Source organism: Nostoc sp. DSM 114159 (genome assembly GCF_053470285.1).
This window is the reverse complement of record NZ_JBPFEH010000001.1, coordinates 4,129,066-4,147,733: the sequence shown is the minus strand read 5'-3', so window position 1 is coordinate 4,147,733 and position 18,668 is coordinate 4,129,066. Positions and strand designations below refer to the sequence as shown.

Genomic DNA, 18,668 nt, shown 5'->3' with positions numbered 1-18,668 from the left:
ATAACTTTGAAAGATGCGGAGATTGATTAATGAGAAATATATTAATAATTTTATCGGTCATAAACTTTTTTAAAAATTAGGTATAAACAATCTATTTAATAGTACGTAGGCAGAGTTTGCCACAGATATCGCAACGAACTAGCCGTTTTATTGAGAATGTAGCTCTGTAACTGAGAATTCAACGCAATTTCACTTTTTTGCGCTGTTCCCATCTCAATTATTGAATTAAGCGATGCCTCAAGAGTCTCGAGAAGTGGAACAGTTCGTCGGGTATTCTTAAAACTTATTCTTTTGTAATAACTATTAGTAAAGTTTTAGATTTTGTTAACATTTTTGTATAAATTTTTATATCCAAATCTTGCTTTATTGCCTATTTGTAAATAAAAAAATTGAATTTAAAGCATGATTGTGAGTAGAAGCAACAAGTTTTTGGTTGACTAATCCGTCAAAAATGCTTCGATTTTGGCACTTAGCATACCCTTTGGATGACGTTTATTATGAAATAAAATATCACCTCGAATTCAGTCAAAATCCTGAAAAATATTGATATTATGATTAAAATGTCTTAAAATGCCTGCAAGCATCACCTTGTCAAGATCGCTGAGTTTGATATACGGAAAGTTTTCGCATAATAAATTCGCATAATAAATAGTTAGGTGGCTGAGATTACTGAAGAGAGTGTAGCTGGCAATGTTATTTGCGGAGCAAGCAGCGTTACTTGGGCTTACTTATTTGTGAGTAATTACCTAGATTTAATTAAAGTTATATGAACCTATACCACTATTCTAAAAATTCCTAATTGTTTGAGTAAAGTGTGTCTCCAAAACTTGATTTATTGTTAATATGCTTAGGATCTTTAGAACAAATTTTATTAGTTGAAATAGGTGAAAAAACATATAATACATAGTCTTATTTTTGTTCAAGTATGAGTTTTGGATTTTGTTTTAGTCGTAAAAAATTAAATGCACTTTAGAAATAAATTCGTAATGGAAAGAAGGGAATGGCAAGCATTAAAGACAACAAGTATTTTAAGAAAAATTATAGCGAAACACTGAGAGCTTTAAATAATTTTTCATATAGCTTAATTTCAGCCTCTGCTGATGAATTGATCCAAGTCCTTCCTGAGAAAGTTTGTGACCTTTTGTCTGTTCCAATATGCATTCTCTGGAACAAAGAGCAGGGTAAGCCAAAGTTTAAAGTGATTGCTACTTATGGAGAAGTAGATGATAACTACAAGAAAATTGAAATGGATTTGGGACATCCTGGAGTACAGTATATTTTTAATAGAGATAAAATCTTATCTTTGCTCAATGTGAATGAAGCAACTTTTAGGTTGGCTGATATTGATGAACTCAACAAAAGACAGTGGATCTCTTTTCTAAGTATTCCATTAAAGATAGAAGAAGAAATTGTTGGTATTCTTGATGTATTTACAAAAGAGACTCGTCACTTCAATAAGGGGGAAAAAGATTTATTTAAGATACTAGCCAATTTTGCTTCTGTATGCATTCAAAAAAAAGAATTTACCAAAGACAAAAAGGAAATTTCCGACGATAGGGAAAAACTTCAGGATCTGACAGCTATTATGCTTGAGATGACGGCAACTTCTGAAACCGATCAAGTTTGGAACCTATTAAGAAAAGGAGCATTGAAGCTGGTAGGCTCAAAGCCACGAATATGGATTGGTCGTTTAAATCATCTGAATGGCAAAATTGAATCAGTAGAGATAAATAATAATTCAGAGCTTGAATTTGGCATAGGTATTACTAATAAAGCACTCATTGAAGAAAAAACAATTATAGCTAATGATGTTCTGAGTGATGAATGGTCAAAAACTTATCATAAACGTTGGTCAGATACGCGCTCTCAAATGTCTGTTCCTATATTAATAGAGAAAGTGCCAATCAGAGAAAATTTAGAAGTCAAAGCAGGTTCTAAGCGGATTGGCATATTAAACATTGAAAGTTCAAAAATTGATAATTTCCCTCAGACATATCAAAAGCGTCTTTTATTATTGGCACATCATACTGCTCTCCGCCTTGAAAGAATTGAATTTTATAAAAAATTGGTGGCTATTCGGGACATTGAAAGGGAAATTACTAAAGCTCAAAACTTTGATGAAATTATAAAAATTGTCATTAAAGGTATTACTACAATTCTTGAATTCACTTGGGTTAATATTTCCCTAATTAATTCAGATCGAACTACTATTAAATCTGATTTTATATTTGGACTTCCAAAAGATAAAAAAGAAGATTTCCAGAAAATGGCATTACATAATTTAGATAGTAATGATATTCAAGCTAATATTGTACGAACTAAACAAATTAAAGTACCTGATAACGATGATCCAGGACTAGATCAAGAAATATTTAAGAAATTTGGACATAAAGATCTTATCAGAGTCTTTATTCCAATGATTGAGCCTTTGAATAACTTAGTTATAGGTACTGTTGAAGCTGGTTACAAAAGAGAATATAGACAGTATATTTATGAACAAGATGTTCAAATACTGAAGGGGTTTGTCGAACATGCAGTTCATGCTATTGAACGTAGAAAATCAGGACTAATTGACAGAATTACCCATGAGCTAAAATCTCCAGTTGTAGGTATAAGAAGCCATGCTAGCTTTCTTCAGAGACGCTTCAGTGATATAAATTTAGCTCCTAGTACTATTGCAATAAAATTTGAAGATATACTAACTGATTGTGATTTACTTCTTTATCAAATTAGACAAATTGAATACTTTTTGGGTAGGAGTTACTCCGAAAAGCCTAAATTTGAATCAGTTATTGTTTTTCGAGATATTGTTGTTAAAACAGTTAACCAGCTTAAACCTATTTTAAATGAGTATGGTTTACATGTAAAGGGTGTAAGATATGAATTTGGTGAAGCTGCGAGAATGGCAATATTCACAGATAAGGTGATGTTAAATCAAGTAATTTATAATCTCTTGATAAATGCAATTAAATATGCTCAAAAAGATCCAGAGCAATTCAAAATATTACTAGAAGCAAGTGAGTATAAAGAAAACCTTATGATTAAATTCAAAGATTGGGGAATTGGAGTTGCAGAAGAGGATACAGATAAGATATTTGAAGAAGGATTTCGCTCTTTGGACGCAATTAAGAAAGTAGGAGGATCAGGATTAGGATTAAGCATTTCTATAGCGATTATCCAGCAATTAGGAGGAAGTTTAAGGTTAGTCAATAACTCTAAACCAACTGAGTTTCATTTGATTCTACCAAAAACATTTAAGGAGGCTCCAAATGATTCTTTTCGTTGATGATGAAAAAAGAAGAATGGATAGTTATGTTCAGGATTTAGTTTTGTCTGGACACAAGGTTGAATTTAAGTCCGATGTAGACTCTGCTTTAGAATTTTTTGCCGAGAATCGGACACAAATCAAACTTCTTATCTTAGATATTATGATGCCAACGGGAGAGAGTTTTAATGATGCTCAGACAGATTATGGTTTAAGAACAGGGATTGCCTTCTATCACAATATAAGAGAACAAAATCCTTCTCTGCCAACCATAATATTTACTAATGTCTCTGATGAAAAGTTAGCAGAGAAAATCAGTAGAGGTAGCAATGTTTTATTTTTGCAAAAAGATAATTTTCTTCCTTTTGAGCTTGAAAAAGAAGTCAGAAAGATACTAAATATTGAATAAATAAGGACTGACACACGGACGATAATTTTACATCATTATGAATGAAGCAAAGTAATCGTCAAGGCTTGGTTTTTCGTCAAGAGTACGTAAGTCCTATAAATATAACATTATCAGTTAGTGAAAATTAAGTTGAAAAGGAAAATTAAAAAATGGGAACCCTGAGTATGTTTCTTGAAGGTGTCAGTAGTTTTAAAAGAGAATCAAAAAATCAGCTTCAGAAAATTCAATCGGATCTCGAAGCAAGTGGAAATAAAAGTTTAATTAAACAAGTTGAGTTGGAGCCAGTTAAAAAAATTGAATCAATTGGAGAATTAAGCAAAGGTATTAGCCCTAAAATCAGTGATTTTGAGCCTTTGGAAAAAAATATCAGCGATCTTGAAGAAAATATCAGTGATATTGAAGAAACAGTTGAAAAAATAAATGATCTTGTCAGTGATTTTGAGCCTTTCAAAAAAAATATCAGTGTTCTTGAAGAAATGGTTGAAAAAATAAAGGATCTTAGACAATTTCCTCCTGACGGCGAACCAAAAGATTTGATATATAGAATTGGGACATTAGTAGAATCGAATATCCAATCATTTGAAAAATTAAGTAATAAGATTGACTTCAACAATAATGAAAAACTTATTGGTGAGTTGCATGATTTACGCAATAAGGGTGAAAGAATCTGGAGATTAACACTTCTCATAACCCCTGCTGATGAGCAGGAATTTCAGGCTGCTATTATGTGGACAGCTGAACAGGGAGGAGAAGTAGAGTTAGATAAACTACAGAAATTAAAAGGAAATTTACCCTATAATTCTCCCCAAATTCAGCACTTACTTAAGTATGCTCGCCAAAGAATTGAAGAAAGATTTTGGGGTAAGGAGGGAAAATACCGAGTTTTATGCTCTAAAAATGAGCTAGAACGTTTTCAAAACGTCCGAATTGTTAAGAGCTATCCAGCATTCACAATTATTTCAGCTTCGATGGTGGCGATTAATAATATCAAGCCGTTCTTTCCTGTAGAGCGATTGAAGTCTTCTGAAGGATCTAACCCTAGCCCCGGATATTCCAATATGAGAGATCAAGTAGTGCGGTTTAAGAATCCAGTCCTTGAAAGCTGGAAGCAAAAAATAGAAGAGATAGGTGCAAAGATTTTGCAGCCTTTGAGCCGACTAGAAATTGTCGTGTCTGTTCCCAGCGAGGATATTATTAACCAGATCAAGAGTTTTGAAGAAGTTTCTCAAGTCACACCCTATGTCCCGAAAATTCGTGTTCAACCCCAATATCTTCAAAATCTAGGTCAATCAGCTACAAAAGAGGCGATCGCAACAGCTAGATTAAAAGCAGCCCAAAACCGTCCTAGTTCTCAAAATCGAGGCACTCCTCTTCCAGGTATCTTAATTGCCAATTTCTTTATTCAAGAAGATCGCGATCTTGCTGCTCAAAATTTAGAGTCTCAAGGAATTCGCGTTGCCGATCAACCTGGAACAACTAAGCTGGTACTCGATCTTAGTTCAGATAATAATGCAATAGATTCCCTGAAAATCATTGCTAATCAAATAGGATTAAAATCCTTAGAAGAAAAAGTCATCCCAAAATTGTTCAACGAAGAAGCTTGTCATGTAATTGCCAAAGGTATTATACCCTCTAATCCTAGGCCAACGCTTGGTTTGACCGGAAAAGGAGAGATAATTGCTATTGCCGATACAGGATTAGATACAGGAGAATCTGAAACACTTCATCTTGACTTTCGTGAAAGAGTTAATTGGATTAATAGTTACCCAATACAATCATCTCTAAATTCCTATATTCTCAATCCTGGAGCTGACGACGGAGCATCTGATACGTATTCAGGACATGGAACTCACGTAGCTGGGACTGCATTGGGAAACGGAGAGCAAGCAAAACAGTTAGGGATTTCTTCTATTCCTGCTGGTATGGCTACAGATGCTCAATTGATTTTCCAAGCAATTGAGCAAACACCTAAGTGGAATCTTGAAGGTCAACTCTTATGGCTGAATTTCTATCATCAGAATCCCCCTAAGTCTGGGTTATTCGGTATTCCTGACGACCTCAAACAACTATTTGAGGACGCTTATGAGAAAGGTGCAAGAATCCATTCAAATTCATGGGGTGGGGGCGAACCAGGAGGCTATGATGATAGATGTAACGATCTGGATCTATTTGTTTGGGAACACAAAAATTTTTTGGTGCTAGTAGCTGCTGGAAATGATGGCAAACATCGTTCTTCAGGTACACCAGCAATAGAACAAGGAAGTGTGAGTTCTCCAGGAACAGCTAAAAATTGTTTGACTGTTGGAGCATCTGAGAATAATCGTAATGGACAATTTTCTGATACTTATGGCAATAGGTGGCCAAAGGACTTTCCTCATCCTCCCTTCAACTCTGACTGCATGGTTGATTCAATAGACGATATTGCGGCTTTTAGTAGCCGTGGTCCATGTCAAAATGGTCGCCGACACCCTGATGTAATTGCTCCTGGTACATTTATCCTCTCGACTCGATCCTCTCAGATTCCCAGCAATCATTTTGCTTGGGGAGCTTATCCTTCTGCTAAAAAGCATTACATGTACATGACAGGAACCTCAATGGCAACTCCTATGGTCGCTGGATGTGCCGCATTGGTGAGGCAATATCTGCGAGAGAGGCATCAGCCGTCTATTATTAATCCAAGCGCAGCTCTAATCAAAGCTGCACTAATTCATTCTGCAACTTATATTAACTACCGCTTTGCCCATCCATCGTCTCAACCTTTCGCTGATAATGAGCAAGGGTGGGGAAGGATCAAGCTACAACAAGTTTTAAATCCAGCAGAACCGACGCAAGTACTTTTTATTGATGAAGCGAATGGTCTGAAAACAGGTGAGAAAGCTGAGTATAAGCTACAAATTTCTGATAGTCAGGTTCCCTTAAAAGTAACTCTTGTTTACACTGACTACCCAGGAGAAGATTTAATCAATAATTTAAACTTAATTCTCTACCGTCCTACCAGCAAATATCTCCTTGGTAATGATTTTGAAGGTGAGGGCATACCAGATACAGTTAATAACGTAGAAGGGATTATTGTTGAAACTCCTGAGATTGGTGAGTGGAGAATTGAGGTTATTGCTGAAGTTCAACAGGAGCAACAAGATTATGCTTTGGTGATCTCTGGTGGAGGATTGTTGAGAATCTAATGTGAATTTAAACGATCTCTGTACAGACTCCTCTTATTTTGAGTTCTAGAGTAGGTCAGTCAAAAGCTAAAAATTCCCAGGAATTATTTTATAGTTGCTGTTAAAGTCATTTACAAAAGTTTTCGATATACTGAATTTGAAACCAATAAAAATAAGCCTGCCATTAGCGGCAAGCCTAAATGTATTCATTTGCTAAATCAAAGTAGATGTTTTCAGAATTAACCACCAGCAACAGCAGGAACAATACTGACTTCATCACCATCTTTCAAGGCTGTGTTAATACCATCTAAATGGCGAATATCTTCGCTATCAACGTAAAAATTTACAAATCGACGTAGCTTGCCTTCTTCATCGCACAACCGGGATTTAATACCAGGAAAGCTTTGTTCTAAGGAGTCCAATAATTCAGCAATGGTGCTACCGTTGGATTCTAGACTAGCTTGATTATTAGTCAAATTCTGAAGAGTTGTAGGAACTAAAACTGTTACAGCCATACTAAGTACAAAGTGAAGAGTTAAAAGTGAAAAATACAATTTAAGAGTTAGGAGTTATGAATAAAAAACTCATAACTCATAACTCCTAACTAAACGAGGACTTGTTGCCATTCCAAGCGATCTAGAGTACGCGATCGCTCTAGCGCACGTTCAAAACTATCGAGTTTTGCATCAATAGTCAAGGGTTCACCAATGTAGCCTTGGATTGCTTCTTGGGTTTTCAAACCATTTCCTGTGATGTAAATCACGGTGGTTTCATCTGGATCGATTTTGCCAGCTTCTACCAGTTTTTTCAGCACGGCCACGGTTGTACCACCAGCCGTTTCTGTGAAGATGCCTTCGGTTTCTGCCAGCAACTTGATGCCATCAATAATTTCTGCATCATTGACTGATTCAATGTTACCACCAGTTTTCTGAGCTAGCTCCACAGCATAAATACCGTCTGCTGGATTGCCGATCGCTAGCGATTTCGCAATTGTATTCGGTTTAACTGGTTTAATAAAGTCGCGTCCTTCTTTGAAGGCTTGGGCAATGGGCGAACAACCTTCAGCTTGAGCGCCACTGAAACGGACGCTCTTATTTTCTACTAAACCAACTTCGACAAATTCTTGGAACCCTTTATAAATTTTTGTAAAGAGCGAACCAGATGCCAAAGGAGCAACAACACGATCGGGTAGTTCCCAGCCTAGTTGTTCCGCAACTTCAAAACCTAGTGTCTTAGAACCTTCAGAGTAATAAGGACGCAGATTAATGTTGACAAAACCCCAGCCATGTGTATTTGCAACTTCCGAACAAAGACGATTGACTTGATCGTAGTTGCCTTTGACGGCCATGAGGGTAGGACTGTAGATCAAGCTACCGAGAATTTTACCGGCTTCTAAATCTGCGGGGATGAATACACAGCAATCTAAACCAGCATGAGCTGCGATCGCCGCTGTAGAATTTGCTAAATTACCAGTGCTAGCACAAGAAACAGTAGTGAAACCTAACTCCCGCGCTCTGGATAGAGCGACTGACACCACCCGATCCTTAAAGCTTAAGGTCGGCATATTCACGGCATCATTTTTTATATAAAGCTTATTTAGACCCAGGCGGCGGGCAAGACGGTGGGAACGAACCAAGGGAGTCATCCCCGTTCCCACATCTATAACATTGTCGGTTGCGACGGGCAAAAAGGGACGGTAGCGCCAAATTGAATTGGGCCCAGCTTGAATTGTTTCACGAGTGACAGTCAGACGTAGGGCACTGTAGTCATATTTGACTTCTAACGGGCCAAAACATAACTCACAAACATTACTGGCTTTGAGTTCGTATTCCGCACCACATTCTTTACACTTCAAGGCTTGAAAGTAGGCAGTGCTGGTTTGGGTTGGGGTTTGGGTTTTGATTGCCTGAGTCATAAAACTAGCTTTCCCTGTTTGTCTGTCACTTGTCGCCTGATACTAACACGAGCAAAAATACCAGTCAAACATACCCGACATTTTTAGTCGGGTATGTTTGGTATTGAGAGGAATGATTATTGTAAAATTTTAATACTAGTAATCTCTATTTTTAGTATTTATACGTATATTTTTAATGTTATGAAAAAATAAAATAGCTTTTATTATTCAGCATTAACACTGGAAAGTGCTATGATTAAATCGCATTTTTTTATGACTAAATTGCATTTTTTGAAATTGCTATCCTATTTAAGCGATCTAGATTGCCTAGTTAATTTTCAATTTTTTTGATCTAAATGACTTTCCAGGGCAGTATATATTTCTGATAATAAAGACTCAAAAACATTTATATATATAAGTTTTAGTGTTTTTAGCATCTGAATCAACCCACTCAAATTGCTATGTGTGTTGCCACAATAAAGTTAATTTTTCAGATTTGATGCACTCATTGATAGCTATAGAAATTACTTATTTATACGGAAGATTTTTTTTGCTTTAAAAGCTACATTGCTATTTACATCTCTAACTAAGCAAAATACAGTAATAAATTACACATATTTGCGATTGCCAGCTTTGATTCTCAAGGGTAAGCGTAAAACCACTATAGGACTCATATTTGATTTCTGAAAAAACTCAGTACACTTTTATTCCTTTTTACCTGTTCCCTGTTCCCTGTCCCCTGTCTCTACGAGTGATTCAGGAATCAAATCGGATTCCTATAGACAAGTTATTTCTGGTTATTGTCTCAATATAATTTCCCAGGAGTGTCAATAATTTAACTCCTTAAATATGTATTCCCAAAACTTCAACATTTTGGGCAGCCATAATCGGTAATTCCTTAAAGGGAATTGCCGAACTTTATCCTGTTTCAAAATCCGAGATACAAGTTCAGCAAACAAACTACTTATATGGTAAATAGAAATCAATCCGTAAATAAGCAGCGTCAACTTTACCAATTTCTAGTAGCAACAGCATTATTAACTGGTAGCCTTTTTCAATTTCTCGCACCCGTATTAGCTGACGGAACGACTGCGGGTACATCTATTAGTAACACTGCAACAGCAACCTATGAAGATCCCAACAGTCCAGGGACAACTATAAATGCCACTTCTAACACTGTGGTTGTCACTGTAGCAGAAGTTGCTGGAATCACCGTTACAGGGTCTGGAGTCACAGATAACAATGGCGGTAATGTTGGAGTTGGCGACTTACTAACCTACACCTACACCTTGACCAATGTAGGTAATGACCCCACCAAATTCCACATTCCCAACCAAGCGACAACAACTGGGCCGGGTACAGTTTCTGGCACATTACCAAATGGTGGTACAGCTAATAGCCTGCAATATAGCACCGATGGTGGTCAAACTTGGATAAACGTCCCTCAAGGTGGCGTAGACACACCTTCTGTTCCGGTTAACGGTACTGTGTTAGTACGTGTGCCAGTAACTGTACAAGCTGGCGCTCAAACCAATGATGTGATTACCGTTACTCTTGGTAATACTCCTGGTGATGCTCAAAACCAACTGCGGAGTCCTGATGGTGGTGACATATTTACTGTAGATAACCCCGATGGTAGTGCTGGTGAGGTATCTGGCACACCAGTTAATGGTACGCGGGAAGCTAGCGCTACCGAGCAAATTAAGGTTGGTTTAACGGTGAAGACCTATGCTTTAGCCACCATTCTCAAGACTCGCAGTGGCTATAACAATGCTGGCACAACTGCAATTACAGATGATAAATTGACCTACGATTTGAGTTTGCGAGTTGAGTCCAACGATCCCACAGGACAGGGAATTACACCAGCAGCTTTGACGGGTACAAGCATCAATGTTAATGGTGTTGCTGGCACTTATATCTTGGTTTCTGATGCGATTCCTGCGGGTACAGATTTAGCAGTAGCACCAACTGCACCTCCTGGTTGGCAAACAGTTTATACAACTACCGCAGTTACAACTAATGCTAATACAGCTAGTTGGACTACGACAGCACCACCCTTGGCCTCAGTCACTCGCGTTGGTTTTATCAATAATCCAGCGACTATTACTTCCATCGCTCCTGGTACAACAGTGAATGGCTTCTCGATTCAGCTAGCTGTTGAATCAACTGCAACTTCACCCTTAATCGTCGCTAATATCGCTCAATTGTTTGGTCAAACACCCAGTAGCAATTTCCCAGTATACGACGAATCTGGCGACCAAAACCCTAGCAACTATGACGGTTCCCCAGGTAGTATGACACCTCCTACGGGTACAGATACCAATGGTGATGGTATTCCCGATACTTTACCGTCTGGCAACGTTGATGATGGCTACATTAATACTCCAGCATCTCCAGAAACTGGAACTGACACAAGTAATAACAACAGTGGTACTGGTACGGGTGGTGAGGCGAACGTCTTCACAGTGCAAGCACCTGTTGCTTCAGCGTTACTCAACGGGCCGCAAAATGCCCCAGATGCTACTGGGCCATCAGGTGGAACCAACGATGATTTCACTAACAAATCTTCTCTCGTTCCTGCTGGTACAGCACCAGGCAGTACACTTGACCCACAATCAGTTGGCTTCACCAACACTATTAAGAATAGTGGTACTGATGCAGGTGTCTTGAAGATAGAGCCGACGCCACCAACAATTCCAGGAGATTTACCAAATAATACAAAGGTGACTATTACCTATAATAGTCAGTCTGCTGTCTATACCTACAATAATGGAGTTTTCAGCACAACTGGTACAGTAATTACAATCCCCAACGTTGCTCCTGGTGCAAGTATCAACTATGGTGTGGAAGTTGATTTACCTCCAGGCACGCAGTTATCTACTGATATTAGTAAAGGCTTCCCAGTACCCATAATTGCTTCGATTGACAACTATACGACAGATACCAACGGTGATGGAATTAAGGATACTGGCAACGATAATACCTTTGATTCATCCAACATCACTATCGATCGCGTCTACACTGGTTTCCTGAAACTGCTGAAAATGTCACGAGTCTTACAAGGTACTGGGCCTGTAGTCCAGGGGAATGATAGCACATTCAGTATCGATCCGAAGAAGCCTTCACCAGGAAACATTATTGAGTACCGAATTCAATACACAAATATTTCCGATCCTCAATCTGGAACTGGGAATGTGATTTTGAATGCTAATAAAGTTGTGATTACTGAAGATGGTACGAAAAGCCCCAATAACTGGGCATTAGACAACGATGCTAGCGGTCAAATTGATACTAGCAACATTGTTGGTTCAGCTAAGGATTCCGGGAGTGCAACCATCCAATTTTTCAGCGGTAATCCAGCTACTAACTCTGGTATCGACCAAACTGGAACTACGGCAAACACTGATGTTGCTAAGTACATAGATACTGTCACTGGCACGATCGCACCGGGTATTCAAAGAACATTTACCTTCCAACGCAAGGTGAACTAATTCCTTGGGATTGGGGACTTTGAAGTTTGCACACTCTGGTACAGAAGAGTCTGCGAAGCATTTGACCCGATCCCAACCCCAAACAGCAAGCAAATAGGAGAGTGACTTTTTCTGAGCAAAAGCTGGGAAAGATAAGTCAACAATTCACATTCTGGAAGTTTTTTGAGGTGATTTATATGAAGCGTGTTTCTTTTGCAGGTTTAGGAGCATTTGCTCTCATTGCCACAGTTCCATTTATCGGTCAAATTCCGGGAATCGCAAATGTATGGCATTCAGAAAGTGCTGTTGCTCAGAATATCAAAACTCAAGGGCAAATTCAATTGCGCTTAGAAGCAGAAAAGCAAGTGGTGGCTCAGGATCGACAAGGTAAGCAAAGCCAAAAATGGGAACCTTTAAAAGGTCAAGTTGTGGTGCGACCAGGAGATATATTGCGATATACCTTGATTGGCGAAAATCAGAGCGATCGCCCAGTGAAGAATTTGACTTTCAATCAACCTATTCCTAAAGGAATGGTCTACGTGCTTAATTCTACCAATGTCGCCAAAAATGCCAAAATAACTTACAGCATTGATGGTGGGCGTAGCTTCGTCGAAAATCCCACTGTTAAAGTTACTCTTCCTGGCGGCAAAGTGGAAACCAAACCAGCCCCAGCTATTGCTTACACTCATATTCGTTTCCAGATTCCGTCACTTGCTGCGAAAACAACAGTCAAGGCGACTTATCAAACCCAAGTGCGCTGATTAACACGCCGCCTTACTAACTCCCAAAAGAACCGCAATCAAAAATATTTTCAGATTTTTATCTGGAAACGAGATTTTTAAAGGATTTTAGCTTAACTGGATTTCCCCAAATAAATAAGTGCTTTTATTAACAACAAACTTGACATTTCAGAGGAGATGTGTTAGGTGAGCCGTCCTCAAAACCATAAGCAAATTACTTCTAGCGGTAGCTGGTGGCGACGGTTAACAGCTACTGTTCTTCTGGGAAGTTTTTTGCATACTACTATATCTATGCCAGCGATCGCGCAACAGACTAACAATCTGGTTGCGTCTTTGCCATTAATAAATCAAGCTACTTATACTTATACAGATTCTGCTAGCAACGATCAATATCAAGGAAGTTCTGAGCAAATTAATGTTAGTCCTATCCCCTTACTCGATCCATTAGGACGGATTTTAGGTTGCGCTGGGACAATTTTACCTGACTATACAGGTTTTTCAGTTGGGGTATACGAACCTAACTCTAGCGACCCAACGGGGACAGAATTGAGCAGCTTAGTTTCTCTGACTAGAACAGAGTTGCCAGATATTCCTAATAACAATGTTCCTGGTGGTAAATCGCCGAATACTGAGAATAGTAACCCCTACTTCGTTACGAATAACCCTGCGGGTGTCTACAATTTCCTACTCGATCCGAATAAGGGTCAAACCGCTCCAGGTAGAACCTACATTTTTGTAGTTAATCCACCACCAAATTCTATCTATAAACAGCGACGGGTCAAGATTGAAATCCTTGCTAACACTGGCACACAAGGTAATGGTGTCGTGCGATATGTCGCTAGTTCTCTGGATGGTCAACCAATTAGTCTTACAGGTGAAACCAGAGTAGAGCAAACAGTTGTTTTAGTTCCCAATGCAGAAACGGTGGGACTGGATTTATTAGCCTTTGAATTCACTACAAATTTGTGTCAAGCCAATCAGTTACAGATTATTAAAACAGGCGATCGCGCTACTGCTGAACCTGGAGATACGGTAATCTATCGCCTGTCAGTAAAAAATCTTGCTGATGCTGGTTTGAATAATATATTTGTCACCGACAACCTACCTTTAGGATTTCAATTCTTGCCGAAATCGGTGCGGGGAGAGTTGGACGGTCAACCAGTTGCGATCGCTTCAGAACGCAATGGTAACACAGTGACATTCCGCACAGACGTAACAATTTCCCCAGAGAAAGTCTTGAATATTGCCTACGCTGCTCAATTAACAGCTGATGCGCTGCGTGGTACTGGTCGCAACAGTGCGATCGTTAATGGTCAACGAACTGATAACCGTTTTAGTACTAAGGATGGTCCAGCAACCCACCAATTAAAAATTCGTCCAGGAATCGTTTCTGACTGTGGCACGATTATCGGTCGGGTGTTTGTTGATAAAAACTTTGACGGAGAACAACAGCGTGGTGAACCTGGAGTAGCCAATGCAGTGATTTTTCTGGAGGACGGAAACCGCATCACTACAGATCCTAATGGTTTGTTCTCCCTAGCTAACGTCTTACCTGGATACCACACAGGTGTACTAGACCTTAGCAGTGTAGCGGGTTACACCCTAGCTCATAACGAAAAATTCCGCGAACGAAATAGCCAATCTCGCTTGGTGCATTTAGAGCCTAGTGGCTTAGTACGCATGAACTTCGCTGTCACCCCAACATTTCAGGAGTCAGTCAAGAAATGAAAATCAGACTGCACTGTATAACTACATTTAACCTGAGATTGATGGGGGCGATGCCAGTAGTAGCTCTCAGTCTTATTTTATACCCTGTAATAGTCAAAGCAGAAATCACTAGTGAAAACCTCATTTTGCCTGATTCCCATTTGCAAGCAGAAAAGAGTGTCGAAGATCCTGACTTTTCAGCGCATCTGGAAAACCTCTCTTCTTCTAAAGGAGAAGCTTTAAATTCTCTACCTCTCGAATTTACCTCAACTTCTTCAGCATCGGCTGCTGATACTTCAATTCCCAATGTCCAGCCGAGTGAAACGGAAATACTACCATTTCAACCAGCAACTTCTGTAGGTTTGCCTAGAGAATTACGCAAAATTGCAGAAGTACAGGACGCGGGGACAAAGGGACAAGGAGTAAATGAAAATCTTCCTGTGTCCCCTACTGTCCCTATCTCTACAGCAATTAAAATCCTGACTCCGACGGCTGACAGTGTTGTAGACGTACAAGCAAGCACGGTGATTGTACAGTTTCCCGCTGGGAGTCAAGTGGAATTGCGGGTAAATGGCGCGTTGGTAGACTCTTCTTTAGTGGGACGGACGGAAACTGATGCTACCACCAATTTAGTAACGCAGACATGGTATGGTGTCTCGTTAAAAGAAGGTACAAACACCATTTCTGCACAGGTTGTTGGAGGAACAGAACCCCCTGTAACAGTGCAAGTTGCAGTGCGAGGAGCGCCGAAGCAATTAACTTTAGAAACAGTTGAGTCTCGTATCCCAGCGGATGGGCGTTCTACGGCGACAATTCGGGGTCAACTCCTTGATGCAACTGGCAATCGCTCGAATCGTGATGCTATTGTCACCCTTATACCTACTGCTGGGGAGTTGGTTGGGAAAGACTTCAAACCCGATGAACCGGGATTTCAAGTGGAGGCGAAAGCGGGGCAATTTACAGCGACGTTGCGATCGCAGCTAAAAGCGGAAACTGTGACAATTCGGGCGATCGCAAATGATTTAGAAGCCTTCACCCAACTGCAATTTGAAACGGCACTGCGTCCGAGTTTAGTTACTGGGGTAATTGATTTACGATTGGGGGCTAGAGGTACAAATTATTACGGCAGTTTCCGTGATTTCCTCCCTCCTGACAAAAACAACGGAACGCAATTAGATTTCCATTCAGCGATATTTGCCACTGGTGCGATCGGAGAATGGTTGTTTACAGGCGCATACAACAGTTCTCGTAACCTCAATGAAGATTGCAACTGCGATAATCGCCTGTTTAGAACTTATCAATTCAGCGAGCAAAACTATCCTGTCTACGGCGATAGCTCGAAAGTTGATGTAGTTGCTCCTTCCATTGATAGTGTATTTTTGCGTTTTGAGCGTTCAGCTCGTACTCCTGGCGCCGATCCTGATTATGCGATGTGGGGTGACTATAACACAGAAGAATTTGCGCGGCGATCGCAGCAATTTACTTCTATCACCCGTCAACTCCACGGTTTTAAAGCTAATTACAACTTAGGAAACCTCCAAATTACAGGTTTCTATGGCGACCACTTAGAAGGATTTCAACGAGACACTATTGCTCCTGATGGTACTAGTGGCTATTACTTCCTCTCTCGCAGACTCTTACAAGCAGGTAGTGAAAATGTCTTTATCGAATTAGAAGAACTCAATCGTCCTGGGACTGTATTAGAACGCAAACAACTTAACCGAGGCCCAGACTACGAAATCGACTACGATCGCGGTACTTTATTATTCCGCGAACCGATTCTTCGTACCGATATCGATCGAACCGGACAAGTATTGGTGCGTCGGATTGTTGTTAGCTATCAATATGACACTGAAGACTCTGACGGGAACATCTATGCTGGTCGTTTGCAATATAATCTTTCCCGCAAACTTAATTCCGAAAGTTGGATAGGAGCAACTTACATTCAAGAAAATCACGGAGTGCGCAACTTTCAACTCTACGGTGCAGATGCACTGATTGCTTTGGGTGACAACGGTAGGTTAATCGCAGAATATGCCCATTCCACGAATGATTCTGATGTCGTGGGAAAAGTCAGAGGTGATGCTTACCGTTTAGAAGCTGAAGGAAAGATTGCTAATGGAGTTCAAGGTCGTGCCTATTATCGCTTTGCTGATACGGGTTTTGCCAATAATGCCACTATCAGCTTTGTCCCAGGACAAACCCGTTATGGAGCGCAGGTTACAGCTAAACTCACCTCAACAACCAACGTCAGAGCGCAATACGACCACGAAGACAATTTTGGGATTGCTCCCCAACCCCTAGACACTTTTGAAGAACTGTTTGCACCGCGTTATGAGGCGATACCTGGTAGTAAAGTTGATAATTCACTGACGACGATTTCTGCTGGGATTCAACAACGCTTGGGTAGCGCCACTATCGATCTGGATTGGATTCACCGTCGTCTGGAAGACCGTATCCCCGACAGTACCCTAAGTAGTAATTCCGATCAACTGCGATCGCGTTTTTCAGTTCCTCTAGCTAAAAACCTGACTTTCCAAGCCCAAAATGAACTCAGCTTATCTTCCCAAAAAAATGCTATTTACCCAGACCGTACCATTTTGGGGTTGAATTGGGCAGTAATTCCTGGTGTCAACGTCAGTTTGACCCAACAGTATTACAGTAGCGGTCAATATTCGGGTAATTCCATTACTAGCTTGAGTGTCAACGGCGAACACAAACTTGGATCGGATACTACTTTGACTGGTCGTTACTCAATTTTGGGTGGTGCTAACGAAATGACTACTCAAGGGGCAATTGGGATAAATAACCGTTGGACTATTGCTTCGGGATTGCGGCTGAACGTTGCTTACGAACACGTATTTGGCAACTTCTTCGGACGCACTTTGGCGGGTCAACAATATGCCCAACCCTACGCCTTTGGTCAAGCTGCATCTGCGATCGGATTTGATGGTGGCGATAGCTACAGTGTGGGGCTGGAATACAGTGATAATCCGCAGTTTCAAGCCAGCGCTCGTTACGAACATCGTTCTTCTTCTGGAGGTAGTAATACAGTAATTACCGTAGGTGCTGCGGGTAAAATTTCTCCGGCTCTCACAGCTTTGGTACGTTATCAACAAGCTGGTTCTTCCAATCAAAAGCTTTCAGGATTGGGAGATACTGCTAACCTCAAGCTGGGTTTAGCCTACCGCGATCCCAATAGCGATAAATTTAATGCTTTATTGCGTTATGAATATCGCAAAAATCCATCAACCATCCCTGACACCATTCTCTTAGGTAGTGGTACGGGTTCCGAAGACCATACATTTGCTTTAGAGGCGATTTACGCTCCTAACTGGCAATGGGAATTCTACGGTAAGTATGCTCTACGTAACAGTACATCTTACATAGCTAACGATTTAGCGGGTACTAGCACAGCTAATCTGGCCCAAGTACGCGCTACCTATCGTTTGGGATATAGCTGGGATTTGGTGGGTGAAGCTCGTGTAATTAGTCAGTCTAGCTATAGTGAGACAGGCTTTGTTCTTGAAACAGGCTACTACCTCACGCCTAACCTGCGTGTTTCGGCTGGTTACGTCTTTGGTAAAGTTGATGACCGAGATTTCTCAGGAACACGTTCTGCGGGAGGCGCGTATTTAGGCTTTACGGTTAAGCTCAACGAATTGTTTGAAGGCTTTGGACAACAAAAACCTGTAGCACGTCAGCCAAAGGAATCAGCGATGAAAACTTTGGTCGGTAAACTCAAGGCCGCAATCAGGGGGATGCCAAAACGTGAAATATAAAAGGGTTATTTGATGTAGAGATGTTCATTGCAACCTCTATATACGAATTTAACCTTTCCCTGTGGGAATACTATTGTCGTAACGATTTTTATCTGCTTTGAATCTAGTGCAAAAATTGTTCAATTTTCCTGTTGGTATTTGTATATTTATAAACTCTATATTATTACTTACTATTATGTATTTTTATTGGAACTAAATGATGAAATATTTACTTAATAAATTAAGAGCGATCACCACAGT

Annotated in this window: 9 protein-coding genes; 7 read left to right on the top strand and 2 right to left on the bottom strand. The window is 40.0% G+C overall.

Translation table 11 applies throughout. From position 1 onward, the window contains the following. Positions 1-1,000: 1,000 nt before the first annotated feature. From ACR5KR_RS17170 to ACR5KR_RS17160, 3 genes are all read left to right on the top strand, one after another. Complete coding sequence (locus tag ACR5KR_RS17170) at positions 1,001-3,286, top strand: GAF domain-containing sensor histidine kinase (RefSeq protein WP_448267308.1); 2,286 nt, start codon at positions 1,001-1,003, stop codon at positions 3,284-3,286. Further along, the gene (locus ACR5KR_RS17165) at positions 3,270-3,674 is read left to right on the top strand and encodes a response regulator (RefSeq protein WP_448267307.1); all 405 of its coding nucleotides are present in this window, start codon (positions 3,270-3,272) and stop codon (positions 3,672-3,674) included. Before ACR5KR_RS17170 ends, ACR5KR_RS17165 begins: the two co-directional genes overlap by 17 nt. Positions 3,675-3,823: 149 nt before the next feature. Continuing rightward, positions 3,824-6,856 carry a S8 family serine peptidase gene (locus ACR5KR_RS17160; protein WP_448267306.1) on the top strand — a complete coding sequence of 1,011 codons (3,033 nt, stop codon included), beginning with the start codon at positions 3,824-3,826 and terminating at the stop codon, positions 6,854-6,856. 218 nt (positions 6,857-7,074) lie between these two features. Here ACR5KR_RS17160 and ACR5KR_RS17155 read toward each other — a convergent pair whose 3' ends face one another. Both ACR5KR_RS17155 and thrC read right to left on the bottom strand, forming a co-directional pair. Further along, complete coding sequence (locus tag ACR5KR_RS17155) at positions 7,075-7,350, bottom strand: ubiquitin-like small modifier protein 1 (protein WP_322672862.1); 276 nt, start codon at positions 7,348-7,350, stop codon at positions 7,075-7,077. An 89-nt stretch (positions 7,351-7,439) separates the two neighbouring features. Continuing rightward, entirely contained in the window at positions 7,440-8,750 is a 1,311-nt protein-coding gene (thrC, locus tag ACR5KR_RS17150; RefSeq protein ID WP_445631316.1) for a threonine synthase, read from the bottom strand. A 947-nt stretch (positions 8,751-9,697) separates the two neighbouring features. On the opposite strand from thrC, the gene ACR5KR_RS17145 reads away from it, so the two are divergent. From ACR5KR_RS17145 to ACR5KR_RS17130, 4 genes are all read left to right on the top strand, one after another. After that, on the top strand, positions 9,698-12,220 hold the full coding sequence (locus ACR5KR_RS17145) for a beta strand repeat-containing protein (protein ID WP_448267304.1): 2,523 nt from the start codon (positions 9,698-9,700) through the stop codon (positions 12,218-12,220). Positions 12,221-12,396: 176 nt separating this feature from the next. Further along, entirely contained in the window at positions 12,397-12,960 is a 564-nt protein-coding gene (locus tag ACR5KR_RS17140) for a hypothetical protein (RefSeq protein ID WP_448267303.1), read from the top strand. A gap of 270 nt (positions 12,961-13,230) precedes the next feature. Further along, positions 13,231-14,667: a hypothetical protein gene (locus ACR5KR_RS17135; RefSeq protein ID WP_448270239.1), complete on the top strand. Its 1,437-nt coding sequence runs from the start codon at positions 13,231-13,233 to the stop codon at positions 14,665-14,667. Next, entirely contained in the window at positions 14,664-18,428 is a 3,765-nt protein-coding gene (locus tag ACR5KR_RS17130) for a TonB-dependent receptor (protein ID WP_448267302.1), read from the top strand. Before ACR5KR_RS17135 ends, ACR5KR_RS17130 begins: the two co-directional genes overlap by 4 nt. Positions 18,429-18,668: the final 240 nt, after the last annotated feature.